The organism is Mycobacterium sp. (assembly GCF_008709575.1).
Taxonomy (GTDB): domain Bacteria; phylum Actinomycetota; class Actinomycetes; order Mycobacteriales; family Mycobacteriaceae; genus Mycobacterium.
In genome coordinates this window covers 16,407-43,179 of record NZ_VYIK01000022.1, presented here as the reverse complement: position 1 = coordinate 43,179, position 26,773 = coordinate 16,407, and the positions used below count along the sequence as shown (strand labels likewise).

The following is a 26,773-nucleotide window of genomic DNA, read 5'->3' as shown; positions in this document are numbered from 1 at the left end:
CGCGTCCTTCCACGCTAGCGCAGCGCACCGGCATGCGCCGACCCGCATCAGACCTCTTCGATAGCTTCGCCGAGCTCCTCGAGGATCCGGTTGTGATGGTTGCTGGCCAGAAGGTGCCCGGCCGCGATGACCAGCGCCACCGGCCAGTCGATCAGCTCGAAGGCCGCCAGTGCCGCTAAGCCGCCGTAATAGGCCAACTCCTCCGGACGCGGCACTTCCAGTCGCCCGATGATCGGCACGTTCACGAAGAAGCTCTCGCCTGCGCGGATGTGTTCGACGGCCGCGCGCTGGGACGTGCTGCGGCGCGACTTACTTTCCACCATTGTTTTGCCTTTCCTTAATGTGGACTTTGCCGCCCGGCCGGGTTCGTCGGTCACTGTCAGGACTATGTCGACGACCGACCGCTTCGCCGACCTGCTGGCTGCCGAGCTTGCTTCCTTGCTGACCATTCCGCTAACCGAGTTATATGCGGTGCTTTGGCGGGCGGGAGTGGTGCAGGTTGGATCGAGCGGTCGATCTGTGGCATCGGCGTCCGCTGATCCGACAGCAGGCGGGTCCCCACGGCCACGGCGACAGTCGCCACCCCTGCCGATGCCAGCCCCTGCGCCCAGGCCAGTGGCCCCAGCGGAGTACAGCCAAGCAGCTGGCTGACGCCCGGGATGCTGATCAGCGTCCCCATCGCCGCCAGAGAGCCCAGCGCGGTGCCGACGACCAACGGGGCGTGTGAGTCCAGCAGCGTCTGCCCGAGCTGGGCGGTCACCAGCGCGACCAGCGCCACCGTGGACGCGCGCTGGGGACGACCGGTGAAGCCGGCCATGGTCCAGGCCGCGGTCGCGGCGGCCGCGGTCGTCGTGCCACGGATCGCCACCGCACGCCACAGCGCGCGCTGGTCGGGCCCGCGTCCGTCGCGGTCACTCGAACCGGTCGTTGGGCTCACGGCCAGCGCAGCGGCCGGCAGCGCATCGGTGAGCATGTTCACCAGCAGCAGCTGGCGGGTGTTGAGCGGCGAGCTCCCGGTGATCGCGCTGCCGATGACGGCGAAGCCGACCTCGCCGGCATTGCCGCCGAGCAGCACCGATACCGCTGCCTGAACCCGTCGCCAGAGTTCACGGCCTTCGTCGATGGCAGCCAGCAGCGCTTCGATGCGGCCGTCGACCAGCACTACGTCGGCGGCGGTGCGGGCCGGGTCGCTGCTGCGGGCGACGACCGCCAGACCGACGGTGGCGGCCCGGATGGCGGCTGCATCGTTGGAGCCGTCGCCGACCATCGCACACACCCGCCCGGTGCGTTCGAGTGTTTGGACGATCGCGACTTTGTTCTCCGGGGACATCCGCGCGAAGATCACCCGCTCGGCCACGGCGCGCTCTTGATCCTTGCGCGACATGGCATCCCACTCAGCGCCGCTGATGACCCGGTCAGGGGTCACCGGCATGCCCAGCTCGGCGGCGATCGCGGTGGCGGTGATCGGGTGATCACCGGTGATCAGCCGGATGTCGACGTCGCGGCGGCGCAGGTTCGCCAGCAGCTCCGGCGCTTCGGCGCGGGCGGTGTCGGCCAGGCCCAGCAATCCCGCCAACGACAACCCGTCGTCGCACATGGTCTCGATGGCGTCTTCGTCGTCCTGCACGCGCCGGGCGTGTTCGGGAGTCAGCCGGCGTCGTGCGACGGCGATCACCCGCAATCCTTCGGCCGCCAGTTGTCGCACGGTGTGTTGCAGGCCGGCGTCGGCGTCGTGGCAGGCAGCCAGCACCACTTCGGGCGCACCTTTGACGGTCAGCTCGTCGCCGGACACCGAGGCCGAAAACGATCGACCGGACCGGAACGGCAGATGCGCGTCGGGTTCGGTGGCCGGCGCCGAGCCGGACACGGCACCGTTGGACAGCGCCGCCTCGATGATGGCGCGGTCGGTGGCATGCGCCTGGGTTCCGCCGTTGGCGACCGGTGCGGCATGCGCCGCGTAACGCAACACGTCTTCGGGGGAGTATCCGGGGGCGGGATGCACGCGTACGACCCTCAGGCGGTTCTCCGACAGTGTCCCGGTCTTGTCGAAGCAGACCACGTCCACCCGGCCGAGCGCCTCCACCGAGCGCGGGATGCGCACCAGCGCCCCGAAATTCGTCAAGCGCCGTGCTGACGCCGCCTGGGCGAGGGTCGCGACCAGCGGCATCCCCTCCGGCACCGCCGCCACGCTGACGGCGATGCCGCTGGCCACGGCCTGGCGCAAGCCCTTGCTGCGCACTAAGCCCAGTGCGCTGACCAGAGCACCACCGGCCATGCTGACCGGGAACGCGCGGTTGGTGAGCTGGCTCAGCTGGTGTTGCAGACCGATCGGGGCCAGCTCGCCGGAAGCCAGCTGGGCCGCGCGGCGCGCCTGGGTTTCGTCGCCGACCGCGGTCACCAGAGCCACGGCTGTGCCGGCCACGACGGAGGTGCCGGCGAACAGCATGCAGCGGCGCTCGGCCAGCTCCGCACCGGGGGTGGCCTCGATCTGCTTTTCCACCGGCAGCGACTCGCCGGTCAGCGTCGATTCGTCGACCTCGAGGTCGTCTTCCTCGACCAGCCGGGCGTCGGCGGGCACCACCTCGTGGGTGCGTACCTCGATCACGTCCCCGGGGCGCAGCTGCGCCGCGACCACGTCGGTGTACCTGGGCGCGCCGTCGGGTCCGGGCGTCACCTTTCGGGCCGGCGGGACCTGCTGCTGCAGCAGCTGGTCGAGCCGGCTCTCGGCACGCAGTCGCTGACTGGCGGCGAGCATGGCGTTTCCGGTCAGCACCGAACCGACCAGCACCGCATCGACCGGTGACCCCAGCACCGCGCTGGCCGCCGACCCGAGCGCCAGTACCGGAGTCAGCGGGTCGGACAGCTCGGCGCGGACGGCGTTGGCGAATCGCCAGACCAGCCGCCGGGGCCGCCCGGTGATCTGCACCCCGCGCCGGGCCGCCGCCAGCGTGCGACCGGTCAGCCGCCGGCGACCGTGCCCGGCCGATTCAGCGGGTTCCGGCGGCGGCAACAGCCGGCGGACCTGCTCGACGGACATCGCGTGCCATTCCTGCATGGGCGCCGGCTGCGGCGTGGGCGCGCGCAGCACTGCGCGGGCTAACAACGAGCCGGAGAGCAAGCCCGCCGCCGCGCCGGTGGTGACCGGGCCCGGGCCCCGTCCGCGGACACCCGGCAGCATCAGCAGCGCACCCAGCGCCGACGCGCCCGTGGATATCTCCACCCCGCGCCGGTTCGCCGTCCTGGCCGCGGGCAGCGCGTGCAGCACCCGCCAGGCGCCCGCGAGATCGGCCACGATCAGATCCGCGGTCCACGGCGGCGGTCCGGCGTCGGGCATGACCCCGAGCCCCAGGTCGGCGGAAGACAATGCCTGCGCGCCGGCCGAGGACAACACGGCGACAGTGCGGCCCGCCCGTTGCAGGTCGGCCAGTGCTGCGGTGAGGACGTCGTCGATCGATCCGCCGCCCGGCCGCAGCTCGTCGAAGGCGGGACACAGCTCACCCAGCGCGTCGACGGCGACCGAGACCAGGTCCAGACCGCACCGGCGCGCCTCGGCCAGTACGGCCGGTGCCAACGGATCGTGCGTGGGCGCGATCAGCGCCTCGACCCGCGATCGGGACTTACTGTGCGCCGAGCCGTCGACCGCATGCCAGCCCGGCCGCAGGCCGGGATCGGACAGCAACGCCTGCGCGTGGTCCCACGCTGCCGACAGCGCACCGTCGCCGGCGCCGCGGACCCGCACGACACGCAAGCTGTCGCCGCACAGTACTCGCGGGTCGACGAGCAGCACGTCGATCCGCTCGAGCCGGCGCAGACTCTCCGGACGCAACGGCAGCACCGCATGCCGGTCGGCCAACCCTTGGCCCAGCGTCGCCGCGAAGGCCTCCCGGGTGGTGCGCATCGCCTTCGGTGTAGCCACCAACACCGCCGTCGAGGCCCTGTCGAGGCTGCGGGTGCTCGCACCGATCAGCAGGGCACCGGCGGCCTGCACCCAGGCGCTGCGCCGAGCGTGCCGGACGGCTAGCCCGTCCGGCGGCGGCACCGGGCGCGACGGCGGGCAGGGATCGCCGTGCTCGGCGTGGCGGGCCAGTACTGGTTCGTATCGCCGCCACGCCTGCGCTTCGGCGCGGCATTCGGCGGTTTTGACCATTTCCATCATCAGATCCACCGCCAGCGACGCCGGCGCGATCGACACGACGTGGGCGACCGTCATGGCGATGGTCAGCACGGTGTCGGTGGCGCCAGGACCGATCCGGTCCTCGAGCAGACGACGCAGCCGCGGCTGGTAGTCGACGGCTGTGACGGCCGCTTCAATGCCGGCGGGCAGTCGCGGCCAGCGCAGTGCCCAACCCGCGAGCGCCACACCCATCCCGACGGCGGTGGCGCCCGTCCCCACGACTTTGGCCGCCAGCACCAGGCCGTCACCGGGCAGCGGCTGCGGGCGGGCTGCCCGACCGCGATCTCGCAGGCCCGCACCGGCGGGCGGGTAACCCTGCTCGGCCTCATCGATGATCCTGCACAGCTCGCGCAGCGACGCGGGAGTGCCGTTGAGATGAACGACGATGCGCGACAACGGGCGGTTCAGGGTCGCCGAGGTCACGGCGGGATGGCCGCAGACCGCGTCGAGCACGGCGCGGCCCCGTTGCGCACCGTCCGGGCGGTCCAGCCCGCGCACTTCGATCCAGGCACGGTTACCGCCCCGCCAGCAATGCCGGGTCAGGGGCGGCGCGGGCAGGTCGCCCGACAGCGCCCGGACTCCTTCCCGAACCGGGATGGCGGCGATGCTCAGGCCGGCGGAAGCCGCCGACCCCACGGTTCGAACGCCTGCCGCCACGGCGCGCAGCGGCCAGGATCGTCGCACGGATCCGACGGTACTCAAGGCGGACTAGCGGCGGCCGCTCGACTGGCTGCCGCGCGGCGGCCGGGCTGCCGCCTGCTTGGCCGGGGCGCTGCGGCGCGCCCCGGATTGCATCGACGGCGCGGACTCGGTGGGCGCCGAGTTCGACCGGGCGGCCGGGCCGTCGCGCCGCAGGCTGAGCTGCCGAAGCAACAACACACCGCCGCCGACCGCTAACAGCACCGGCCACTCGACCAGCCCGGCGATGCCAAGAGCGCCGAAGGTCAACGCGGCCGCCGGCGTGGACCGACTGCCTTTGCTGATCCCGCGTTGCACACCGGCGACCGTTCCGGCCACCCCGCCGATGATGCCGTCGACCGTGGCACCGCCCACCGCGCCGGCCGCCGCGGTGGTCACGGTGGCGGCCCGCGCAACTGTTCGGCCTATGTTGCGCGCCACGCCGTCGACACCCATCATGACTCCTTGCCGGTACATTGTTCCCAGATTAGCGGCGCTTGTACAGCGGTAAACCGGCAAAATTCTCCAATGTCGTCTCCAATGTCGTCTCCAATGTCGTCTCCAATGTCGTCGCCAATGTCGAGCGATTCCCTTAATTATTCTCGGCGGTGACCCGGGGCGCGTCGTCCGTGCGGAGATCGACCAGCACCGGCGCGTGATCGCTCGGCGATTTGCCTTTGCGTTGCTCGTAGACGATCTGGGCATCGACGACCCGCGCCGCCAAAGCCGGTGAGGCGAGGATGAAGTCGATGCGCATTCCCTGTTTTTTCGGGAACCGCAGCGCGGTGTAGTCCCAGTAGGTGTACACGCCGGGTCCGGGGGTAAACGGCCGCACGACGTCGGTGAATTTCGCCTCGATGAACGCGTTGAACGCCGCGCGTTCCGGCTCGGAGACATGGGTGCAGCCCCGGAAGTACTCGACGCTCCAGACGTCGTCGTCGGTGGGTGCAATGTTCCAGTCGCCGACCAGTGCGATCTGTGCGGAAGGATCGTCGCGCAGCCACCGCGCAGCGTTATCGCGCAGCGCGGCAAGCCAGTTGAGTTTATAGGCGTAATGCGGATCATCCAGGGTGCGGCCGTTGGGCACGTACAGGCTCCACACCCGCACGCCGCCGCAGGTGGCGGCTATCGCGCGGGCTTCCGTCGTGGCCGCCGCCGCACCCCGCGGCGTGCCGCTCCAGGGTGGCTGGCCGTCGAAGCCGACCTCGACGTCGCGCAGGCCGACCCGCGAGGCGATCGCCACCCCGTTCCACTGATCGAAGCCCCAATGTGCCACCTCGTAGCCGAGCCCTACGAACGGCAGTGCCGGGAACTGGTCGTCGGAGCATTTGGTTTCCTGCATGGCCAACACGTCGACCTCGGCACGGGTCAGCCACTCCAGGACGCGGTCCAGGCGCGCGCGAATCGAGTTGACGTTCCAGGTGGCCAGCCGCAGCGGGGCACTGCCGTCAACCACGCCCTCGGGCATCTCTCGACTCTAGCGGGGTGCGACCGCCAGGTAGCGGCACCGGTGCTGCGCGGTGAAGTCCAGTGACCCGAAAAGGCCGAGTGCGGCCGCCGTGTCCGGGCGGCCATCGGCGACGTACGCATAGCCGCGGGTGGCGCCGTGATCAATCCCCCACGCCAGCAGGGCAGCGCAGACCGCCTTGGCGTGACCCTTGCCCCGGGCGTCGGGCGCGACCCGCACCGCCGACAGGCCCAGCCAGCGAGTGCCGTCGGGTGCCCGGGTGACCGATGCGCGCCCCACCGCGGTGTCGTTGAGGATGGCGAAGACGACGTCGCCGCCTACGACGGCGGTGAGCACGTCGACCGGGACGTCGCGCGCATAGCAGTCCAGCCACTGCCGGCTCGGCCGTGACGCCAGCGTTACGGTCGACGCCTCGCGTGACGGCGGCGTCACGCTCGTCAGCTCACGGACCAGCATGCGGGTTTCGCATTCGATCGGGGTGTCGATCTCCAGTGGGATCAGCCGATCCGGGATTGCCAGCCGCGGGACGAGGCCGCGCTGGGAGTACCAGTCCGCAATCGCCGGCACCGTGTCCATGGATGCACCGATCTGCAGCGGCACAGCAGAGTTGGCGCGCAGCGTGGCTCCATGGCCGGCGCGCAGCAACCAGCCGTCGATCCAGTGCTGCTGCACGCCCGGCCATGCCAGCGCCGCGGCGTGTTCGACCGCGCGGATCTGCGAATTACGCACCGGCACATCGGTTAGCCGGCGCACCGTCAGCACGTCGGCGGCGGCGAATTCGACCACCTCGCCGTGGCGAGTCTGCACCCGCACGGTTGGATCGACCTGCACAAGGTAGCCCACCGCGTCGGACAACGCCGGAATAGACCCCGGAGGCCGGCGGTACCGCACGCTGACCCTGCTGCCGACACGGGGAAGGGTCATCATCGGTGGCCGAACGGATCCGGTCCCTCGCCCGGAGTCCAGGACAGACCGGGAACACCCCACCCATGCGATTTGACCGCCCGCTTGGCGGCGCGGGCATGCCGGCCGACCAGCCGGTCCAGATACAGCAAGCCGTCGAGGTGGCCGGTTTCGTGCTGCAGCATCCGTGCGAAGAGTCCGGTGCCCTCCACGGCGATCGGGTTGCCGTCGGCGTCGACTCCGGTGACTCTGGCCCACTTCGCCCGTCCGGTCGGGAATGATTCGCCGGGCACCGACAGGCAACCTTCGTCGTCGTGATCCGGATCGGGCATGGTCTCGGGCACTTCGGAGGTTTCCAACACCGGATTGATGACCACGCCCCGGCGCCGCGTCGATTGTCCGACGTCCTCGGGGCAGTCGTAGGTGAACAGCCGCATTCCCACGCCGATCTGGTTGGCGGCCAGGCCGACTCCGTGGGCGGCGTCCATGGTTTCGTACATCGTGCTGATCAACTCGGCCAGATCGGCGGGCAGCGAACCGTCAGCATTCACCGCTACTGGTCGGGTAGGGGTGCGCAGGATCGGATCGCCCACGATGCGAATGGGAACGACTGCCACGATCAGCAAGCTTAAGCGGTCCGAGGATGCCCGCCGTGCGGCGGCGGGAGGAGTACGCCGGCAACGCGGCCGCGCAGTATTAGCCCAGCGACTCGCGGGCCAAGGTAACGGGTCGACAGTTACCGGCGTGGTTGAATATGCGCCGGAACAGCGAGTATTCAAGAATTCGCCGAAAGGGTCGAGGAAGCGATATGGATAGCGCTATGGCGCGGGCTCATCGATCGGGGGACGACTCTGAAATCGCGGACGGGTTAACTCGTCGCGAGCATGACATTCTGGCGTTCGAGCGCCAATGGTGGAAATATGCCGGCGCCAAAGAAGAAGCCATCAAAGAGCTTTTCTCGATGTCAGCGACGCGGTACTACCAGGTCCTCAACGCATTGGTCGATCGGCCCGAGGCGTTGGCGGCGGATCCGATGTTGGTGAAGCGGCTGCGACGGCTGCGCGCCAGCCGGCAGAAGGCGCGGGCCGCTCGGCGGCTCGGCTTCGAGCCGACCTGAGGTTTCACTCGCCGGGCTGCGCGTCCGTAACGGTTCTGGCGAACTCCTGACTACAGTGGCCTCGATGACTGAGCGCGTTCCCGACTCGGCCGGGCTACCTCTGCGGGCCATGGTGATGGTGCTGCTGTTTCTCGGCGTCATTTTCCTGCTGTTCGGTTTCCAGGCGATGGGGTCGGGTGGGAACGCCGGCGACGAGGGCTCGGCGCTGGCGACCTTGTCGACGAGCTCCGTCGGGTCCAAGCCGTCGGAGCCGGCCGCACCGAACATTGACGTGCGGGTCTACAACATCTCCCATCAAGAAGGTGCGGCCGGACGGGTCGCCGATCAGCTGCGGGCAGCCGGCTACACCGTCCCCGAAGTCGGCAACCTGTCGTTGCCCGCCGTCGCGACGACCACGGTGTATTACGCCGACGCTGCCGGCGAGCGGGAAGCAGCCGCGGCGGTGGGCAAGTTGTTGGGGGCCCCGGTCGAGCCGCGGATTCCCGAGGTCGCCGATCAACCGCCCGGCGTCATCGTGGTGGTCGCGAGCTAGCCGTTGCCTCGGGATAGGCTGCTGCACATGTTCAAGCCCGCCGCGAGCCGCAACGTCGTCGCTGTCATTGCCCTGGGAGTACTTGCCCCCCCGGTCGCGCTGCTGAGCGCGTGTTCGCCGCCGGGCGAGGTTCCGTCGAAGTCGCCGGGGACCACGCCGTCGATCTGGACGGGCTCACCGGAACCGACCAGTACGCCGGCCGCGGGCGGCGCGGCGACGTCGGAGAGCTTGACCACCCGGCTCAGGACACCCGACGGCACCGAAGTCGCGACCGCTAAGTTCGAGTTCAACAACGGGTATGTGACCGTCACCGTGCAGACGACCAACGTCGGTAAGCTGACCCCTGGATTTCACGGCCTGCACGTTCATCAGGTCGGCAAGTGCGAGCCCAACTCGGTGGCTCCCGGTGGTGGCGCGCCCGGCAACTTCCTGTCCGCCGGCGGCCATTACCAGGCGCCCGGGCACACCGGAGAACCTGCCAGCGGTGACCTGACTTCGCTTCAGATCCGCGATGACGGTGCCGGCCTACTGGTGACCACCACCGACGCGTTCACCAAAGACGACCTGTTGTCCGGGACCGCGCTGATCATTCACGGCGCGTCGGAATCCATCGCTGACGCCGGCAAGCGAGTGGCGTGCGGTGTCATCGGTGCCGGTTAGCAGACCGCTAAGCCGGTCTGCGGTCCGGCGGTGTGGGTGACTGCACCGTTCCGCTCGCGCCGTGGTCCGCATCGAGTCGCCCGGGACCACGACGCAAACCTGCGGGTGGTCCTCGACGCGTTGGTGGGCGGAGGTCTGACATGATCGGGCCGGGTCCTGTTCCGCTGGCGATGTTTCCGCTCGAATCTGCGCTGCTGCCCGGCGAGGATCTGCCGTTGCGCGTCTTCGAGCCGCGCTATGTGGCTTTGGTGCAGGACTGCCTGCACAGCGCCGAACCCCAATTCGGGGTCGTGCTGATCTCCCGCGGCCGCGAGGTCGGCGGAGGCGAGGTGCGCTGTGATGTGGGCGCGCTGGCCCGCATCGCCGAATGCATCGACCAAGGCGACGGCCGATATGTGTTGCGGTGCCGGATGGGAGAGCGGATCAGGGTCGACGACTGGCTGCCCGACCAGCCTTACCCGCGCGCGATGGTGCGGGCCTGGCCCGACGAGCCCGGACCGGTGGTGCGCGCCGAGCAACTCCGCAGACTCGAAGATCAGCTGCTGGCGTTGTTCGAGCGGATAGCAGCCGCGCGCGGTGCCCGGTTGCCCGGCCGCGAGGTGCTGCTCGGAAGCGGCGACGACGCCGACGCCGGGACGCGGTTGTACTCGTTGGCATCGCGCGTCCCGGTGGGCCCGGCTGACCGCTACAAGATTCTCGCCGCACCGTCGGCCGCCCAGCGTCTGGCGGCGCTGCGAGATGCCCTCGAATCGATCGCCGCCGTGGTCGAATTCCAGCTCTCGCAATGACGACGGTGTCGCGGCGCGAGGTTAACGCTCAGGTCGGTCGAGCGGGCTTGCGCAGACCCAGCCGGGCCATCGACCGGCGGTTGGGCTGTGCCCGGCGGATCGCCCGTCGCACGGCGCGGCGCTGCCTGGGCCGCTCGCCCCACACTTCCGGATGGGCCGCCAGCCAACGGTGGCTGCGCACTGAAAACGGGATGTGGCACAGGTAAGCCGCGATCGCCACCATGACCAGGATGTAGGGGAACAAGAACGCGGCCGCTGCGACGATCGCCAGGGCAGCCAGCAGCACCGCCGCCAGATTCGGCGGTACCGACACCGCGTGCATCTTCTTCATCGGGATCCGGCTGACCACCAGCATCGAGCAGGCCGCCGTCCAGGCACAGACCACCCACGGGGACGTCCACCAGCCCGCACCGAACTGTAGTTTGGCGGCCAGCGGTCCCAGCGCCGCGATGGCACCGGCGGGGGCCGGCATGCCGACGAAGAACTCCCGGGCGTAAGCCGGCTGGGCGCCGTCGTCGAGCAGCGCATTGAACCGGGCCAGCCGCAGCACGATGCACACCGCGTACAGCAGTACCACCACCCAGCCCGCCGACACCGGCGACAACAACGACACGTAAACCACCAGTGCCGGGGCGACACCGAAATTCACCGCGTCGGCGAGCGAATCGATCTCTTCGCCCATCCGCGACTCGGCGTCGAGGATTCGTGCCACCCGGCCGTCCAGCCCGTCGAGGATGGCGGCCGCGGCGATCAACGCCATCGCGGCGTGCGGCCTCGCCTCCAGCGCGAACTTGATCGAGGTAAGCCCTGCGCAGATCGCCAGCACGCTCATCGAGCTGGGCAGGATGCGCAGGTTGACCGCTCGCCGGGCCCGCGGTTTGGCGATCATCACAGTTCGGCCAGCACCGTTTCGCCGGCCACCGCGCGCTGCCCGACGGTGACCAGTGGCGCCGTCCCGGCGGGCAGGTAGGTGTCCAGTCGGGAGCCGAACCGGATGAGGCCGTAGGTGTCGCCGATCGTCAACCTGTCTCCGCGGTCGACATCGCACACGATGCGCCGCGCCAGCAGGCCGGCGATCTGCACGGCGACCACCTCGGCGCCGTCGGCGGTGCGAATCCGCACGCTGGTCCGCTCGTTGCGGTCGCTGGCCGCCGCCAGGTCGGCCGGGCCGAAGCTGCCCGGCCGGTGCGCCACGTCGATCACCTCGCCGCTGACCGGGGCCCGCTGCACGTGCGCGTCCAGCAGCGACAAGAAGATGCTGACTCGGGGCAGGGCCGTGGCACCGAGTCCCAGCTCGGCGGGCGGCGCCGCCGAGTCCACGACGCAGATCGAGCCGTCGGCGGGGGCGACGACGACACCAGGCCGGCGGGGCGGCACCCGTGGCGGGTGGCGGAAGAAACCCGCACAGGCGCCGGCGGCCAGCAGGCCGGCGCTGCGCAGCCACCGGTATCGGCGTCCGGCCAGGGCTGCGCTGAAGGCGACGGCCAGCCCCGCCGAGATGAACGGCAGACCCGCGGGATGCACCGGCGTCACGGTGGCCCGCAGCAACACCACCATGTGCTGCAGGCCCGGCCCTGGATCGCTGCCGGCGCGGGGGCGTCGTGCCACGCGGTCATCTTACGGAGCGATCAGCCGGCGCAGATCCCGGATCTGGGCCCGTAACCGCCTGATCGATCCGGCACATCAGACCGGAAACCGGACGCCGGTGAGCTCCTCGGAGACCGTCCACAGCCGGTGCTGCAGCTCCTCGTCGTGGGACTGCGCGCTGGAGGACACCAGCTTCGGGTGGCCGCGCTGCTCCCAGAGCCCGTCCGGGCCGTAGTACTGCCCGCCCTGCACGTCAGGGTCGGTCGCGGCCCGCAGCGTCGGCAGCGCGCCCATCGCTGCGCTCTGTAACAACACCGGCCCGAGCACCGCGACCGCCGGCTTGAAGATGGTCGGCAGGTTGCGGGTCAGCTCGGTGTCGGAGCCGCCCGGATGCGCGGCGACGGCGATGGTGCTGTGCTCCGAGGCGGCCAACCGCCGCTGCAGCTCATAGGTGAACAACAGATTGGCCAGCTTGGACTGCCCGTAGGCGGCGATCCGATCGTAGCGGCGTTCCCAGTGCAGGTCGTCGAAGTGAATCGCCGCGCGGATGCGGTGGGCCAGGCTGCTGACCGTCACCACCCGCGAACCGCGGATCCCCAGCATGCGGTCGAGCAGCAGCCCGGTCAGCGCGAAATGGCCGAGGTGGTTGGTGCCGAACTGCAATTCGAACCCGTCGGCGGTGAGCTGTTTGGGCGTCCACATCACGCCGGCGTTGTTGATCAACAGGTCGATGCGCGGGTAGCTGTCGCGCAGCGCGGCCGCGGCCGAGCGCACCGATGCCAGCGAGCTCAAGTCGAGCTCGGCCAGCGTCACGTCGGCCTGTGGCTGGGCAGCCACGATCCGCGCCAGCGCGGCGTTGCCCTTGCCCAGATTGCGCACCGCCAGCACCACATGTGCGCCGCGCCGGGCGAGCACTGCAGCGGTGTGGTAGCCGATGCCGGTATTGGCACCTGTGACGATTGCGGTGCGTCCGCGCTGGTCGGGCACGTCGAGTTCCGACCATTTCCGCTGGGCGCTCATGGCGCCAAACGATACCCAGGACTGGCCGGGGCCGCCCGGTGGCATTGGCGGTGGCATTCTCGGTGCATGGACGACGCACTACCGGCCGCGGCCGTGGTGGGCATGGCCGATCCCGCTCATCGGCCGAGTCGGCGGGCGCCGCTGATGTGGGCGCTCAGCGGGGCGATCCCGTGGTCAGTGCTGGCCGTCGGCCAGCTGGTGTGGTTGGTGCTGGATCAACGCCTGCTGTGGTTGCACTGGCTTTGCGGGCTGGGCACCGTGGTCGGCGCCGCCGTCGCCGTGGCGGTTGCGCCGTTATGGCGCTATCGGGTGCACCGCTGGGAGATCAGCCCACAGGCGGTGTACACCCGCACCGGGTGGCTGGTCCAGGAACGGCGCATCGCGCCGATATCCCGTGTGCAGACCGTCGACACCCAGCGCGGCCCCTTGGAGCGGCTGCTCGGGTTGGCCAACGTCACGGTCACGACCGCGTCGTCGGCAGGTGCGGTGCACATCGTCGCGCTGGACTCGGCCGTGGCCGACCAGATCGTTGCCCAATTGACCGACATCGCCGCGATCGGCGCCGAGGACGCGACGTGACCACCGGACCCTCGTCGCCGGCCTGGCATCGGTTGAGTCCCCGAATGTTGCTGGTGCATCCGTTCTATGAGCTGCTGCGCCAACTGCCGTGGTTGGTCGGTGCGGTCGTGTTGGGATCGACCACCGGCAATCCGTGGTGGGCGGTGGCGGTGCTGGCCGCGACGCTCGCGCTGGGGGTTGCGCGCTGGTTCACGACCAGCTACCGCATCGAGGGCGACCCCGAAACCGGCCAGGTGCAATTGCGGGCCGGGGTGTTGCAACGCACGGTGTTGTCGGTGCCGCGCAACCGGATTCGTTCCGTGCAAACCGATGCTCGACTGCTGCACCGGCTGCTGGGGCTGGCGGTGCTGCGGTTGAGTACCGGCCGGGCCGACGGTTCGGGTGCTGCGGTCTTCGAGCTCGACGCCGTCGAGGTGTCGCAGGTGCCGCGGCTGCGGGCGATATTGCTGGCCGAGTCGGCGCAACCGGCCTGCCGGCCCAGTTCGGCACCGGCGACGGTCCTGGCGCGCTGGCATCCGTCGTGGTTGCGGTATGCGCCGCTGAGCCTGTCCGGCGTGGTGACGATCGCTGCCGGTGCGGGCGCGCTGTATGAGACCGGTCTGGATGCGCCGCTGCGGAATTCGCGCCTGGGCCGGTGGGGCTGGGACGTCGCTGAGCGGCTGGGCGCGGCCCCGAGTGCGGCGGTCGTCGCGGCGGCGGTACTGGTCGTGGGGGCGGCGCTGGCGGTGCTGCGGTCGCTGGTCACCTACGGCGACTTGGTGCTGCAACGCCGCGGCGACGTCCTGCACCTGCGGCATGGTCTGTTGCGGGTGCGCGAGCACACCTACGACATGAGTCGGCTGCGCGGTGGCACCCTGAGGCAGCCACTGCTGGTGCGCGGCCTGGGCGGCGCCCGGCTGGACGCGGTGATGACCGGGGTGCACGGCGCCGGCGAATCGTCGGTGTTATTGCCGCCGTGTCCGACCGCGACCGCCGAGTCGGTGTTGACCGGATTGGTGGGCCACCGCGAGGCGGTGAGCGGCCCGCTGCGCGGTCACGGCCGCCGGGCGGCCCGTCGCCGCTGGACTCGCGCCCTGCTGGTGCCGGCGGCTGCCGGGGCGGGGTTGGCCGCCGCGACCGCGTTGAGCGGGACGGAAGGCGTACCGGCCTGGTTATGGCCGGCGTGGGTGGCAGTCGTGTTGTGGTGCATGTTGCTGGCCGCCGACCGGGTCCGCGCGCTCGGGCACCGGGTTGACCCGCATTGGCTGGTCACCCGTGCCGGGAGTTTGCAGCGGCGCCGCACCTGCCTGGCCACCGCGGGCATCGTCGGCTGGACGGTGCGCCAGACGCCGCTGCAACGCCGCGCCCGGGTGGTTACCCTGATCGCCGCCACCGCGGCCGGGGTCAAGCGCTACCCGCTGATCGACGTGCCGGTGACGCAGGCCTGGTCGATTGCCGCTACGGCGTCGCCGTGGGTGGCCGAGAGCGTCTGGGCGATTCGGCCGCGCGGGCTCAGCCCAGGTCACGCACCGCCTTGATCCGGGCCCGCAGCTGCGCCGGGGTCGCCGGGCCGAGGGTCGCGCCGCAGCCCGTGCTCGGACGCGATGGCTTTTGGGGCAGAGACATAGGATCGGCGTCATGGTGAAGGTGGTCGCGCCGGAAAGCGTCCGGGTGCAACGCCTGCTCGACGCCGAAGCCAAGGCGGCGCAGCTCTTCGACGAGATCCAACGTCGCGGCATGGTTCGCCCCGGCGTCGGTGAACATGAGCTCTCCGACGAGATTCGCGACTTGGCCGCCGACATGTTCGGCGTGACCCGGCATTGGCACCGCCGCATCGTGCGGGCCGGCGAGAACACCCTGCAGCCGTTCTCCGCGCGCCCGCGCGACCGGGTGATCGCCGCCGACGACGTCGTCTTCCTCGACCTGGGACCGGTCTTCCAAGAGTGGGAAGCCGACTTCGGTCGCACCTTCGTGCTCGGTGACGACCCGGACAAGCGGGCCGTGCGCGACGCGCTGCCGCAGGTGTGGGACGCCGGGCGTGACTACTTCGCCGCGCATCCCGACGTCACTGGCGCCGAGTTGTTCGACCATGTCGTCGACGTGGCGCGCAGCGCCGGGTTCGGGTGGGGCAGCCCCATCGCCGGCCACCTGGTCGGGCAGTTTCCGCACCGGAAAATTGTCGGCGGCGGCCGTCAGTGGTATATCGCCCCGGGTTCGAGCAAGCCCATGCGGCGGCGCGACCCCAGTGGCCGGCTGTGTCACTGGATTCTGGAGGTCCACTTGGTGGACCGGGTCCGGCGCATCGGCGGTTTCTACGAACAGTTGCTCGACCTACCGTAGTCCGACCTGGGCCGATAGGCCGGTTTCTTGCACTCGGCAGGGGTGAGTGCTAAGAATGACGTTGGCACTCGCGACCAGTGAGTGCTAGGTCGGGACGGTGAGACCGCTGCTTCCTCGTGGCCCACGAGAGCTTCGGTCGTCCGTCGCGGGCACTGCACCCGGCCAGGACGTGTCATCCCCAATCCGGAGGAATCACTTCGCAATGGCCAAGCAAATTGCGTACGACGAAGAGGCCCGCCGTGGCCTCGAGCGGGGTCTGAACGCCCTCGCCGACGCGGTACGGGTGACGTTGGGTCCCAAGGGCCGCAACGTCGTCCTGGAGAAGAAGTGGGGTGCTCCCACGATCACCAACGATGGTGTCTCCATCGCCAAGGAGATCGAGCTGGAGGACCCGTACGAAAAGATCGGCGCCGAGCTGGTCAAAGAGGTTGCCAAGAAGACCGACGATGTCGCCGGCGACGGCACCACGACGGCCACCGTGCTGGCCCAGGCGCTGGTCAAAGAGGGCCTGCGCAACGTCGCGGCCGGTGCCAACCCGCTCGGCCTCAAGCGCGGCATCGAGAAAGCGGTCGAGAAGGTCACCGAGACGCTGCTCAAAGGCGCCAAGGAGGTCGAGACCAAGGAGCAGATCGCGGCCACTGCGGCCATCTCCGCCGGTGACCAGTCCATTGGCGACCTGATCGCCGAGGCGATGGACAAGGTCGGGAACGAGGGTGTGATCACCGTCGAGGAATCCAACACCTTCGGCCTGCAGTTGGAGCTCACCGAGGGTATGCGGTTCGACAAGGGCTACATCTCGGGCTACTTCGTCACCGACGCCGAGCGCCAGGAAGCGGTGCTGGAGGACCCCTACATCTTGCTGGTCAGCTCCAAGGTGTCGACTGTCAAGGATCTGCTGCCGCTGCTGGAGAAGGTCATTCAGGCCGGGAAGCCGCTGCTGATCATCGCCGAGGACGTCGAGGGTGAGGCTTTGAGCACCCTGGTTGTCAACAAGATCCGCGGCACCTTCAAGTCGGTGGCGGTCAAGGCCCCCGGCTTCGGTGACCGTCGTAAGGCGATGCTGCAGGACATGGCGATCCTGACCGGTGGTCAGGTCATCAGCGAAGAGGTGGGCCTGACCCTGGAAAACGCCGACCTTTCGCTGCTGGGTAAGGCCCGCAAGGTCGTCGTCACCAAAGACGAGACCACCATCGTCGAAGGTGCCGGTGACCCCGACGCCATCGCCGGGCGGGTGGCTCAGATCCGCCAGGAGATCGAGAACAGCGACTCCGACTACGACCGCGAGAAGCTGCAGGAGCGGCTGGCCAAGCTGGCCGGCGGCGTTGCGGTGATCAAGGCCGGTGCCGCCACCGAGGTGGAGCTCAAGGAGCGCAAGCACCGCATCGAGGACGCGGTGCGCAACGCCAAGGCTGCCGTCGAGGAAGGCATCGTGGCCGGTGGCGGAGTGACGCTGCTGCAGGTGGCCCCGACGCTGGACGACCTCAAACTCGAGGGTGACGAGGCCACCGGCGTCAACATCGTCAAGGTGGCGTTGGAGGCTCCGCTGAAGCAGATCGCGCTGAACTCCGGCCTCGAGCCGGGCGTGGTCGCCGAGAAGGTCCGCAACTTGCCGGCCGGACACGGTCTCAACGCCGCCACCGGCGAGTACGAGGACTTGCTCAAGGCCGGCGTCGCCGACCCGGTCAAGGTGACTCGGTCGGCGCTGCAGAACGCCGCTTCGATCGCCGGGCTGTTCCTGACGACCGAGGCCGTTGTCGCTGACAAGCCCGAGAAGGAGAAGGCCGCCGTGCCCGGAGGCGGCGGCGACATGGGCGGCATGGACTTCTAAAGTCGCCGACGGAAACAGCCCGGTCCCCAGGGGGACCGGGCTGTTTCATCCGTGGCTCGCCGCGATTGCCGTATCGATACGCACAGTCGGGCGGGCCGCCTGTGGACGACTGTCGACCGTACGGCCGGCAGCGGTGGCATTGTCCGGCCATGCAGGCGATCGAATGGCCGTTCCTGGCGGCGGACGCGCTGTCGAGCGGAGCGTTGAGCTTTCGCGCGTTGCGCCGTTTTCACGCTGCGGTCTACCCGGGCGTGTGGGTACCGCGCGGAGTCGAACTGTCGGCGGATCGGCGTGCCCGCGCGGCCTGGCTGTGGTCGGGCCGCCGCGGCGTGCTCGCCGGCCTTTCGGCGTCGGCGATGCTGGGGGCCAAGTGGATCGAACCCGACGCTCCGGCGCAACTCGTGCACACCAATCGGCGGCCACCGCCGATGATCATCGTCCATACCGACGCTCTGCTGCCGGACGAAACGCAAGTGATCTGCGGAATGCCCACTACGACTCCCGCTCGTACGGCCTTCGACCTCGGCAGGCGACTTGGGCGAAAGGAGGGTGTGCAGGCTATCGACGCACTGATGAACGCGACCGACGTCAAGGTCGACGACATCGAGGCGGTCGTGGCACGACATCGGGGCGTTCGGGGCTTGCGGCAGCTGCATACAACCCTGGGGCTGGTCGACGGCGGCGCCGAGTCGCCCTATGAGTCGCTGACCCGTTTGCTTTTGATGCAAGCCGGATTTCCCCGGCCGCAGACCCAGATCTCGGTGCACGACGACTACGGGTTCGTGGTGGCGCGCATCGATATGGGCTGGCCGCAATGGCGCGTCGGGGTTGATTTCGAGGGCGCACACCATTGGACCGACCCCCGGCAGCGGGCATGGGATGTCGAGCGGTATGCCAAACTCGCCGAACTGGGCTGGATCGATGTCAGATTGACCGCTACGACACTGCACAACCGGCCCCGCGTTTTCCTCGACCGCGTCGGCGATGCGCTCATCCGCCGCGGCTGCCCGAAGACCTGGTGAGAGCCGGTCGAGTGTGCGTTTTCATCCGCCCTGAGCGGCGTGTCGCGTACGACTTCGCACAGTCGATGCGCTCAGAGAACCGGCGCCGGCTGACGTCCCCGCACCAGCCGACCGGGACGCGCGTCGGTGGGCACGCCGCCCAGGGCGATCACCTCGCCGGACACAATCGTGGCGACGTACCCGTCGGCGGTCTGGTCGAGTCGACGCCCGCCGGCAGGCAGGTCGTAGGTGACGACCGGCTTGTGCAGCCGCAGCCCGGCATGGTCGATGACGTTGAGGTCTGCTTTGTAGCCGACGGCGATGCGGCCGCGATCGCCGAGCCCGGCGACCCGGGCCGGCACCGACGTGAGCGCACGGATCGCCGCGGGCACGCTGAGGCGCCCGGATTTCCGGTCGCGGGCCCAGTGGGTCAGCACATACGTGGGAAAGCTCGAGTCGCAAATCATTCCGTAGTGAGCGCCCCCGTCGCCGAGGCCCAGCACGACGTCGTCGCGGCGCAGCAGCTCACCGATCGAATCCAGCGAGTTGTTCGGCAAGTTGGCCATCGCGCCGAGCAGGATCGCATGACCGTCGTCGTCAAGCAACCGGTCGTAGGCCTCCTCGGCCGGCGACACTCCCCGGGCCCGGGCCCGGGCGGCGATGCTGTCGGACGCCGGAGGCTCGTAGTCGGGGTTCTCGCCGAGCGGGAAGATCCACTCCCACGCTTGCGCCAGGTAGAACAGCGGGTTGACCGCAGCCTCGGTGGGCTTGTCGGCCAGAATACGAGCCCGCACTTCGGGTTTGCGCATCTGCGCCACCCGCTCGGCCAGCGGCAGGTCCGCGATCGTGCGGTAGCTGGGATAGAGCATGAACGGGTTGACGGTCAGGTCCAGGCCGATCATCAGCCCGATCGGCCGGGGAAAGACCTGCGCGGTGATCTCGGCGCCGGCCCCGTTGGCTTTTTCCACCATGGTGATCGCGTCTTCCCACATCGGGTCGCCGGAGTTGCCGACGATCAGGGTGAAGGTGACCGGCAACCCCGTTTCAGCGGCGGCGTCGAACACCTGCTGGAGCACCGGCTGATATCCCCCCGCCGGAATGTCGGGCACGAACTGGATCAGCCCGCCACCGCCCTCGGCGACCCCCCGCCCGATCTCGAGGAGTTCGGCATAGGCGGCGTCGTAACTGGGAATGCGGTGACCGCCCTCGGTGCGGTGCGTGGCCAGCCGCGACGACGCGAACCCCAGCGCACCCAACTCGACGGCTTCCCTGGCCAGCGCCCGCATCGCAGCCAGGTCCTCCGCGGTGGCCGGCTCCCGGTTGGCGCCGCGCCGGCCCATCACGTAGACCCGCAACGGCGAGTGCGGCAGATACGCCGCAACGTCGATGTCACGCCGTCGAGACTCCAGGGCGTCGAGATATTCACCGAAGCTTTCCCAAGTCCAGGGCAGCCCGTCCGTCATCACCACCCCGGGAATGTCTTCGACGCCGGCCATGACGTCGACCAGCACGTCGTGGTCTTCCCTGCGGCACGGCGCGAAGCCGACGCCGCAGTTGCCCATCACCACCGTCGTCACGCCCTGCGCCGACGAGGGATTCAACCGGTCTGACCAGATGGCCTGGCCGTCGTAGTGGGTGTGCAGGTCCACGAAGCCCGGGGTGACCAGCAGGCCGGTGGCGTCGATCTCGCGTTCGCCCCCGCCGTCGAGTGCCCCGACCGCGGCGATGACACCGTCGCGCACCCCGACGTCGCCAACATACGGCTCGCTTCCCGACCCGTCGATGATGGTGCCGTTTCGTAGGACGAGGTCGTAGGCCATCTAATCAATCTACGACCGCTGCGCCGGCTCATGCCAGGCGCAGTCGCGACGATCGGGCACGAGCTGTCGGCGGGCGTAAAGTCAGCGCTATGTCCAGCATGGCCGCTGCGCAGGAATTGCTCCGGGATGCCTTCACGCGGCTCATCGAACATGTCGAGGCGATCACCGACGGGCTGACCGACGACGAAGCCACCTACCGGCCGACTCCGAACGCCAACAGCATCGCCTGGCTGGTCTGGCACAGCGCCCGCGTTCAGGATGCCCAGATCGCGCCCATCGCCGGCGTCGAGCAGACCTGGACCCGCGACGGCTGGGCGGACCGGTTCGGGCTAGACCTGCCGCGCACCGACACCGGCTATGGTCACAGTCCCGAGCAGGTAGCGAAGGTGCACGCCCCGGCCGGGCTGCTGGCCGGCTATTACCACGCCGTGCACAAGCTGACGCTGGAATACATTGCCAGCCTCACCGGCGACGAGCTGGCCCGCATCATCGACACCAGCTGGAATCCGCCGGTCACCGCCAGCACGCGCTTGGTCAGCATCATCGACGACTGTGCCCAGCATCTCGGCGCGGCCGCCTACGTGCGCGGAATCGTGCCCGCGCACTGAGGCCCGCGTAGGGCGCCGTCGCGGTGGCGATCCCGCTAGCCCGAGCCAGGTGGCAGCATCTGAAAACCGGTGAGGATGGTCTTCGCATCCCGGGCGTAGGTCGGGTTGCCCGGTTCGGTGCTCTGGATAGTGACGGTCGCGACGTAGGTTTTGCCACCGAAAGTCCCGACCGTGACCAGAGACAACGCCTCGCGCGCGGGTATCTCTCCGATCGCGGGCGCGGGGTAGGTGACGGATTCAGCGCGATACCCGCACACCGTGGTCGGCCTCACCGTGAGCTCGCGCGCGCCCAGCGACCGGCGCAATCCGGCTCGCTCCTGCTCGAGTGCTCGTTGCGGGTCGGTAGCATCGGGCACCGATTCAAGACCCACGACGACGGTGGGCGGGAAGCCGGCCGAGGCGAGCTCGTCGTTTGCCATCGCATACCAGACTCGCTTGGAGTCCAGCGTCGTAAATCGACGCCACCCCGGTGGCTGCGGAATCCGCAGCTGCGGCTCCGCAGGAGACTTTCGGGCGATCGATGTCAGCTGTGCCGAGACGGCCCGGCAGGCCCAACTGGCCACGGTGGCAGCGCCGGGGTCCTTCACCGCCGAACCGGTCACCACCGTGGTGCAGCCCGCCAACACCGATAACCCGGCCAAGGCCACCAAGGGCCACCGGAGTGGCCGTGCCGGCGTGACGCCCAACATCGCAGCACCTCCTGCGCTCCCGTCGGAACGTGCGATCATCATGCCGCGATCGGCGCCGGCACTCAATCCCCTATTTAAGCCCAATTTAAGCCCAATTTAAGCCCCGGGTAAGGTCCAGATCAGCTGGCTCCGCCTGCGCGGTCGGCGATCCGGTAGCGAGGACTCAGCGCAGCGGCAGTTCCGCGAAGATCTTCCCGGTCGGCTTGGGTGAACCGGCACCTGGTTCGACCGTGAACGCCAGCGCGCTCGCGTCGCCCAGGTGGGGTAGCACGGCGGTGGTTGACGGTGCGACGGCAGCGCTGTTCATCGTGCCGGCCGAAATGGGCTCCCGGTTGTCGAGCAGCCACATCTGATACACGCTGCCCGGCGATGGCGGCGGCACGTTGTTCATCACCAGCACACCGGCGTTGCGGTCCCGGGAGAACAGCACTGTCGCCGTCCCGCCGTCGGCGAGTCGGCGTGAGACGGTTCGCAGGTCCGGCGCCGCCATGATCTGCTCGGTGAGCGTCGGTGTCGGCGAAGGCCTCAGCGCAATGCCCAGCCCGAAACCGGCCAGACCCAGAACCATTGCCGCTGCTGCCGTCAACGCTATTGTGCGCCAGCGGGTTGGGCGGTTGGCCTCGGATTGCACCGCGGCGAGCACCGCGGCACGCAGATGGGCCGGCGGCTCGGCGGCGGTCGCCGCGGAGGCCAGCGCCATCGTCTCGCGAACGGCGCGCACCTCCTCACTGAATGCTTGGGCGACCCGCTCCGGAGCGTCCGCAACACGCTGGTCGATCGCGGCGCGTTCGGCGTCGGAGATCGCGTTCAGCGCATAGGGCGTGGCCAGCTCGAGCAGTTCGAGGTCGATCGGTTCGGTCATGGCACACCCAGACAGCTGCGGAGGCGACGCAGCGCATCGCGCATCCGTGACTTGATCGTCGACAGATTGGCCGACAACCGCTGCGATACTTCGGCGTAGGTCAATCCGCCGTAGTAAGCGAGCTCGATGCACTGCCGCTGCGCGTCGGTCAACCCGTCGAGGCACTCGGTGACCCGGCGCCGCTCGTCGCGGGTGATCGCCGAGTCGGCGACGACATCGGCGGACAGCTCGACGTTGGCGGCGCCGTAACGGGCGTCCCGTTCACCGGCGGCCTGCTCGGAGCGGACTCGGTCGACGGCGCGCCGATGCGCGAGGGTCAGCAGCCAGGACAGCGGCGAGCCTTTGGCGGAATCGAATGAGCCCGCGGTCCGCCACACTTCCAGGTAGACCTCCTGGGTTGTCTCTTCGCTGTAACCCGAGTCCCGCAGCACGCGGGACACCAGGCCGTAGACTCGCGTGCGGGTGTGGTCGTAGAACTCGGCGAACGCGTCGGCGTCACGAAGCGCCACACGGCGTAACAAGCTGTCGAGATCGCTGTGGGCGCTCGGCGGCGGTCCGGTCATCGACCGGTAGCCTATCGCGCCGGTCACAGCGGTTGTCCGTGCCGGGCCTATCGCGGTGGTCGTGGGATCGGACACGACCGCCCGGCATGCCTCGAACCGTTGCCGGACGCGGTCGTGCAGTAAAGCGCCGCCATGGTGGCCGGTCACGGCGAAGGTGGCCCGCATACGGCCAGACAACTCCGACGCGGTGGCCAGACTTGCGACCGGGGATTGCACATTGGTTATTCGGCGCGGTACGCCCAGCGGACCGAACGATCGATGGCTGCCCGAGATTTTGCTCGCAGTCAAACGCCACCCGGGACGGCCTTCGCTCCGAATAGCAAGTGTCCCCACCCGGAAGCGGCGGCCCGGCCGCCGCGACGAAGGAGCCAACGCGCGATGACAGGCATGCGTCACACGATGCTCGCGGCGGGCCTGGCGGCGATCGCCGTCGCGGGCTTGTCGGCATGTTCGAAGAACAAATCGGAGTCCGGGGGGCAGACCAGCGGCAATCCGGCGGTCACTGCGACGGCCACCACCACCGCAATGGCTGAACCCGGGACCGACCTGATCGGTCCCGGATGCGCCGATTACGCGGCGTTGCACCCCAGCGGCCCGGCTTCGGTGGCCGGGATGGCGCAGGACCCGGTTGTGACGGCCGCGTCGCATAATCCCATGTTGAGCACGCTGACCGCGGCGCTCTCGGGCAAGCTGAACCCGAAGGTGAACCTGGTCGACACCCTCAACGACGGCCAGTACACGGTGTTCGCGCCGACCAACGCCGCGTTCGACAAGCTACCGGTGGCTACGATCGACGAGCTCAAAACCAACTCCGAGATGCTCAAGAGCATCCTGACCTATCACGTGGTGTCGGGTCAGGAGAGTCCTGCGAAGGTCGACGGCACCCACAAGACATTGCAGGGCGCCGAGGTGAATGTGACCGGCCACGGCAACGATCTGAAGATCAACGACGCGGGCCTGGTGTGCGGAGGGGTGCACACCGCGAACGCGACGGTCTACATGATCGACACGGTGCTGATGCCTCCCGGCCAGTAAGGTCCGTCACCTCCATAAGACAAGGCAGCTCGCTACGGCGGGCTGCCTTGTCCCATTGCGAACCCCTGATCAACCATCCAAGGCCGGGATGACAGCGAATACCAAATATGTTGTCACTGGCGCTGATCGGACTGCTCGGAGGGCTGGTCACGGGCATTTCACCCTGCGTCCTTCCGGTGCTGCCGGTCATCTTTTTCTCCGGCGCGCAGGCCGGCGCCCAGGGCGCGGTCGCGGTCAGGTCATCTCGGCCCTACCAGGTGATCGCCGGTCTGGTGGTGAGCTTCAGCCTGGTCACGCTGGCCGGTTCGGCCTTGTTGTCGGTGCTGCATCTGCCGCAGGACGTCCTTCGCTGGGCCGCCCTGCTGGCGTTGGTGGCGATCGGTCTCGGCTTGATCTTCCCGCGCATCGAGCAGCTGCTCGAGCGGCCGTTCAGTCTCATCCCGCGACGGGAGTTCGGGAGCCGCGCCGACGGGTTGGTTCTCGGCTTGACGCTCGGGGTGCTCTACGTCCCCTGTGCCGGGCCGGTGCTGGCCGCGATTGTGGTTGCCGGCGCCACTGCGCACATCGGTGTGCCCGTGCTCGTGCTCACCGCGGCGTTCGCCGTGGGAACCGGGGTGCCACTGTTGTTTTTCGCCCTGGCCGGACACCGCGTCGCCGAACGGGTCGGTGTTTTCCGGCGCCGTCAGCGTGAGATCCGGGTCGTGGCCGGCATCGTGACGATCCTGCTGGCGGTCGCACTGGTTTTCCACCTTCCGACGGTTGTGCAGCGGGCCATCCCCGACTACACCGGCGCACTGCAGAACAATCTGGGCGGCCAGAAATTGCAGCACCATCTCTTTCTTGGTGGCCTTGTCAACGACCAGAACAGACAGTTGTCGAACTGCACCCAGGACACGTCGCATCTTGAAAAATGCGGTCCTGCACCTGATCTCAAAGGCATCACTGCGTGGCTGAACACGCCCGGCGACAAGCCTATCGACCTGCAGGCGTTGCGGGGCAACGTGGTCCTGATCGATTTTTGGGCCTATTCCTGCGTCAATTGCCAACGCGCCATTGCCCACGTCGAGGAGTGGTATCGGGCCTACCACGGCGCCGGCCTGGAAATCATCGGGGTGCACACCCCCGAATACGCCTTCGAAAAGGTCACTGGAAACGTCAAACAGGGTGCGGCCGACCTGGGCATCACCTATCCGATCGCGTTGGACAACCGCTACGCCACCTGGACTAACTACCGCAACCGCTACTGGCCGGCCGAATACCTGATCGATGCCCACGGCGTGGTGCGACACATCCATTTCGGCGAGGGCGATTACGACGGCACCGAGCAGCTGATCCGGCAGTTGCTCACCGACGTCCACCCGGATATTCAGCTGCCGCCCCCAGTGGACGTGCGTCATACCACCGGGCCGCTCGACCGGACTCCGGAGACCTACTTCGGAGCCGGCAAAATGGTCAACTACGCCGGTGTCGGCCGTTACGACCAGGGGACGGCGACTTTTGCGTTCCCGCCGTCGCTGCCGAACGACTCCTTTGCGCTGCGGGGGCTCTGGACACTCGACTACCAGGGCGCAAGACCCGAAAGCAATACGGCGGGCGTCGAGTTGGCCTACCACGCCAAAGACGTCTACATCGTCGTCGGCGGAACCGGGCATCTGGTCGTGACTCGCGCCGGGAAGACGATCACGGTGCCGATCAGCGGCCCGCCTAACGCGCATCAGATCGTTGCGGGCTCCGAGGTCTCCAGCGGATTCCTGGAAGCGCGGCCCAGTGCGGGGCTGACCCTATATTCTTTCACCTACGGCTGACCGCGGCCCATCGAATCGCGGTGCCACCCGTCCGGAACCCACCCGGCTCCGAACCAACCATGTCAGCCGTGAACCAGGCGGCACCGCCGTCGCCGATACCGAGGAGCTCTGCACCATGAACACCATGAACAGAAAAAAAGCAGTTCTAGTGACGGCTTTCGCGGCCGCGACGGTTGCGGGTAGCGTCGTGACCTCGACAGCAGCAACCGCAGCGCCCGATCTGATCGGGCCGGGGTGCGCCGACTACGCGGCGCTGCACCCGGACGGTCCGGCCTCCGTCGCCGGGATGTCGCAAGACCCGGTGGCGGTGGCGGCATCGAATAATCCCGAGCTCACCACGCTGACCGCTGCTCTCTCGGGTCAGCTCAACCCCAACGTCAACCTGGTTGACACCCTCAACAGCGGCCAATACACGGTTTTCGCGCCCACCGATTCCGCGTTCAACAAGTTGCCGGCATCGACCATCGATGAACTCAAGACCAACGCCGACATGTTGAAGAAAATCCTGACCTATCACGTCGTTTCCGGTCAGTTGAGCCCGGCGCAGATCGACGGCTCACATAAGACTCTCGAGGGTGCATCGGTGAACGTGACCGGCTCGGGCGACGCCCTCAAGGTCAACAACGCCGGTTTGGTCTGCGGCGGCGTGCCGACCGCCAATGCGCAGGTGTACATGATCGACACCGTGCTGATGCCACCCGGGCAGTGAGGCCGGCGGCGCCGAAGTCGGCGGGTGC

General features: G+C 68.8%; 26 protein-coding genes and 1 pseudogene. 14 read left to right on the top strand and 13 right to left on the bottom strand.

What is annotated here, in order from left to right; all coding sequences use genetic code 11:
• Positions 1-47 precede the first annotated feature (47 nt).
• Entirely contained in the window at positions 48-323 is a 276-nt protein-coding gene (locus F6Q13_RS07060) for a hypothetical protein (RefSeq protein ID WP_293054462.1), read from the bottom strand.
• Here F6Q13_RS07060 and F6Q13_RS20280 point away from each other — a divergent pair.
• A pseudogene (locus F6Q13_RS20280) lies at positions 229-462 on the top strand (hypothetical protein); the annotation flags it as partial. The gene F6Q13_RS07060 and the pseudogene F6Q13_RS20280 overlap by 95 nt on opposite strands.
• Here the strand turns inward: F6Q13_RS20280 and F6Q13_RS20275 are convergent.
• The 5 genes from F6Q13_RS20275 to F6Q13_RS07030 form a co-directional block, all read right to left on the bottom strand.
• Complete coding sequence (locus F6Q13_RS20275) at positions 386-4,840, bottom strand: HAD-IC family P-type ATPase (RefSeq protein WP_367141225.1); 4,455 nt, start codon at positions 4,838-4,840, stop codon at positions 386-388. The pseudogene F6Q13_RS20280 and the gene F6Q13_RS20275 sit on opposite strands and share 77 nt — an antisense overlap.
• A gap of 42 nt (positions 4,841-4,882) precedes the next feature.
• Positions 4,883-5,308 (bottom strand): hypothetical protein, encoded by a 426-nt coding sequence (locus F6Q13_RS07045; protein ID WP_293054456.1) that lies wholly within the window; start codon positions 5,306-5,308, stop codon positions 4,883-4,885.
• A gap of 136 nt (positions 5,309-5,444) precedes the next feature.
• Entirely contained in the window at positions 5,445-6,287 is an 843-nt protein-coding gene (locus F6Q13_RS07040; protein WP_293054454.1) for an exodeoxyribonuclease III, read from the bottom strand.
• Positions 6,288-6,329: 42 nt separating this feature from the next.
• On the bottom strand, positions 6,330-7,211 hold the full coding sequence (locus F6Q13_RS07035) for a GNAT family N-acetyltransferase (RefSeq protein ID WP_367141217.1): 882 nt from the start codon (positions 7,209-7,211) through the stop codon (positions 6,330-6,332).
• Between the two features lie 32 nt (positions 7,212-7,243).
• Positions 7,244-7,840: a peptide deformylase gene (locus F6Q13_RS07030; RefSeq protein ID WP_293054409.1), complete on the bottom strand. Its 597-nt coding sequence runs from the start codon at positions 7,838-7,840 to the stop codon at positions 7,244-7,246.
• 191 nt (positions 7,841-8,031) lie between these two features.
• Here F6Q13_RS07030 and F6Q13_RS07025 point away from each other — a divergent pair, with 191 nt between their 5' ends.
• From F6Q13_RS07025 to F6Q13_RS07010, 4 genes are all read left to right on the top strand, one after another.
• Positions 8,032-8,340, top strand: coding sequence for a DUF3263 domain-containing protein (locus tag F6Q13_RS07025; protein WP_293054406.1), 309 nt, complete (start codon positions 8,032-8,034; stop codon positions 8,338-8,340).
• Between the two features lie 64 nt (positions 8,341-8,404).
• Complete coding sequence (locus F6Q13_RS07020) at positions 8,405-8,872, top strand: LytR C-terminal domain-containing protein (protein ID WP_293054404.1); 468 nt, start codon at positions 8,405-8,407, stop codon at positions 8,870-8,872.
• A 27-nt stretch (positions 8,873-8,899) separates the two neighbouring features.
• The gene (locus tag F6Q13_RS07015; RefSeq protein ID WP_293054401.1) at positions 8,900-9,532 is read left to right on the top strand and encodes a superoxide dismutase family protein; all 633 of its coding nucleotides are present in this window, start codon (positions 8,900-8,902) and stop codon (positions 9,530-9,532) included.
• A gap of 140 nt (positions 9,533-9,672) precedes the next feature.
• Positions 9,673-10,320, top strand: coding sequence for an LON peptidase substrate-binding domain-containing protein (locus F6Q13_RS07010; protein WP_293054398.1), 648 nt, complete (start codon positions 9,673-9,675; stop codon positions 10,318-10,320).
• A 28-nt stretch (positions 10,321-10,348) separates the two neighbouring features.
• On the opposite strand, the gene pssA is transcribed toward F6Q13_RS07010, so the two are convergent.
• The 3 genes from pssA to F6Q13_RS06995 form a co-directional block, all read right to left on the bottom strand.
• Entirely contained in the window at positions 10,349-11,209 is an 861-nt protein-coding gene (gene pssA / locus F6Q13_RS07005) for a CDP-diacylglycerol--serine O-phosphatidyltransferase (RefSeq protein WP_293054451.1), read from the bottom strand.
• Positions 11,209-11,877: a phosphatidylserine decarboxylase gene (locus F6Q13_RS07000; RefSeq protein ID WP_293054448.1), complete on the bottom strand. Its 669-nt coding sequence runs from the start codon at positions 11,875-11,877 to the stop codon at positions 11,209-11,211. Before F6Q13_RS07000 ends, pssA begins: the two co-directional genes overlap by 1 nt.
• Positions 11,878-12,003: 126 nt before the next feature.
• Positions 12,004-12,927, bottom strand: coding sequence for an SDR family NAD(P)-dependent oxidoreductase (locus F6Q13_RS06995; RefSeq protein ID WP_293054395.1), 924 nt, complete (start codon positions 12,925-12,927; stop codon positions 12,004-12,006).
• A 66-nt stretch (positions 12,928-12,993) separates the two neighbouring features.
• On the opposite strand from F6Q13_RS06995, the gene F6Q13_RS06990 reads away from it, so the two are divergent.
• The 5 genes from F6Q13_RS06990 (at position 12,994) to F6Q13_RS06970 (ending at position 18,675) form a co-directional block, all read left to right on the top strand.
• Positions 12,994-13,506: a PH domain-containing protein gene (locus F6Q13_RS06990; protein ID WP_293054392.1), complete on the top strand. Its 513-nt coding sequence runs from the start codon at positions 12,994-12,996 to the stop codon at positions 13,504-13,506.
• Between the two features lie 44 nt (positions 13,507-13,550).
• Complete coding sequence (locus tag F6Q13_RS06985; protein WP_293054446.1) at positions 13,551-15,023, top strand: PH domain-containing protein; 1,473 nt, start codon at positions 13,551-13,553, stop codon at positions 15,021-15,023.
• Between the two features lie 109 nt (positions 15,024-15,132).
• Positions 15,133-15,825 (top strand): M24 family metallopeptidase, encoded by a 693-nt coding sequence (locus F6Q13_RS06980; RefSeq protein WP_293054443.1) that lies wholly within the window; start codon positions 15,133-15,135, stop codon positions 15,823-15,825.
• 202 nt (positions 15,826-16,027) lie between these two features.
• Complete coding sequence (gene groL / locus F6Q13_RS06975; protein ID WP_293054389.1) at positions 16,028-17,653, top strand: chaperonin GroEL; 1,626 nt, start codon at positions 16,028-16,030, stop codon at positions 17,651-17,653.
• 149 nt (positions 17,654-17,802) lie between these two features.
• Positions 17,803-18,675, top strand: a complete 873-nt coding sequence (locus F6Q13_RS06970) for a hypothetical protein (protein ID WP_293054386.1) — start codon at positions 17,803-17,805, stop codon at positions 18,673-18,675.
• A gap of 71 nt (positions 18,676-18,746) precedes the next feature.
• On the opposite strand, the gene F6Q13_RS06965 is transcribed toward F6Q13_RS06970, so the two are convergent.
• Positions 18,747-20,474 (bottom strand): amidohydrolase family protein, encoded by a 1,728-nt coding sequence (locus tag F6Q13_RS06965; RefSeq protein ID WP_293054383.1) that lies wholly within the window; start codon positions 20,472-20,474, stop codon positions 18,747-18,749.
• A gap of 89 nt (positions 20,475-20,563) precedes the next feature.
• On the opposite strand from F6Q13_RS06965, the gene F6Q13_RS06960 reads away from it, so the two are divergent.
• Positions 20,564-21,082, top strand: coding sequence for a mycothiol transferase (locus F6Q13_RS06960; RefSeq protein ID WP_293054380.1), 519 nt, complete (start codon positions 20,564-20,566; stop codon positions 21,080-21,082).
• Between the two features lie 35 nt (positions 21,083-21,117).
• On the opposite strand, the gene F6Q13_RS06955 is transcribed toward F6Q13_RS06960, so the two are convergent.
• The 3 genes from F6Q13_RS06955 to F6Q13_RS06945 form a co-directional block, all read right to left on the bottom strand.
• On the bottom strand, positions 21,118-21,729 hold the full coding sequence (locus F6Q13_RS06955; protein ID WP_293054377.1) for an LpqN/LpqT family lipoprotein: 612 nt from the start codon (positions 21,727-21,729) through the stop codon (positions 21,118-21,120).
• Positions 21,730-21,934: 205 nt separating this feature from the next.
• The gene (locus tag F6Q13_RS06950) at positions 21,935-22,633 is read right to left on the bottom strand and encodes an anti-sigma factor (RefSeq protein ID WP_293054374.1); all 699 of its coding nucleotides are present in this window, start codon (positions 22,631-22,633) and stop codon (positions 21,935-21,937) included.
• Positions 22,630-23,196 carry a sigma-70 family RNA polymerase sigma factor gene (locus F6Q13_RS06945; RefSeq protein ID WP_293054371.1) on the bottom strand — a complete coding sequence of 189 codons (567 nt, stop codon included), beginning with the start codon at positions 23,194-23,196 and terminating at the stop codon, positions 22,630-22,632. The genes F6Q13_RS06950 and F6Q13_RS06945 overlap by 4 nt, the downstream gene beginning before the upstream one ends.
• Before the next feature lie 378 nt (positions 23,197-23,574).
• Between F6Q13_RS06945 and F6Q13_RS06940 the strand changes: the two genes are divergently transcribed.
• From F6Q13_RS06940 to F6Q13_RS06930, 3 genes are all read left to right on the top strand, one after another.
• Entirely contained in the window at positions 23,575-24,231 is a 657-nt protein-coding gene (locus F6Q13_RS06940; RefSeq protein ID WP_293054368.1) for a fasciclin domain-containing protein, read from the top strand.
• Positions 24,232-24,338: 107 nt separating this feature from the next.
• Positions 24,339-26,036 (top strand): cytochrome c biogenesis protein DipZ, encoded by a 1,698-nt coding sequence (locus tag F6Q13_RS06935; RefSeq protein ID WP_293054365.1) that lies wholly within the window; start codon positions 24,339-24,341, stop codon positions 26,034-26,036.
• Between the two features lie 124 nt (positions 26,037-26,160).
• Positions 26,161-26,745, top strand: a complete 585-nt coding sequence (locus F6Q13_RS06930; RefSeq protein WP_293054362.1) for a fasciclin domain-containing protein — start codon at positions 26,161-26,163, stop codon at positions 26,743-26,745.
• The last annotated feature ends 28 nt before the right edge of the window (positions 26,746-26,773 follow it).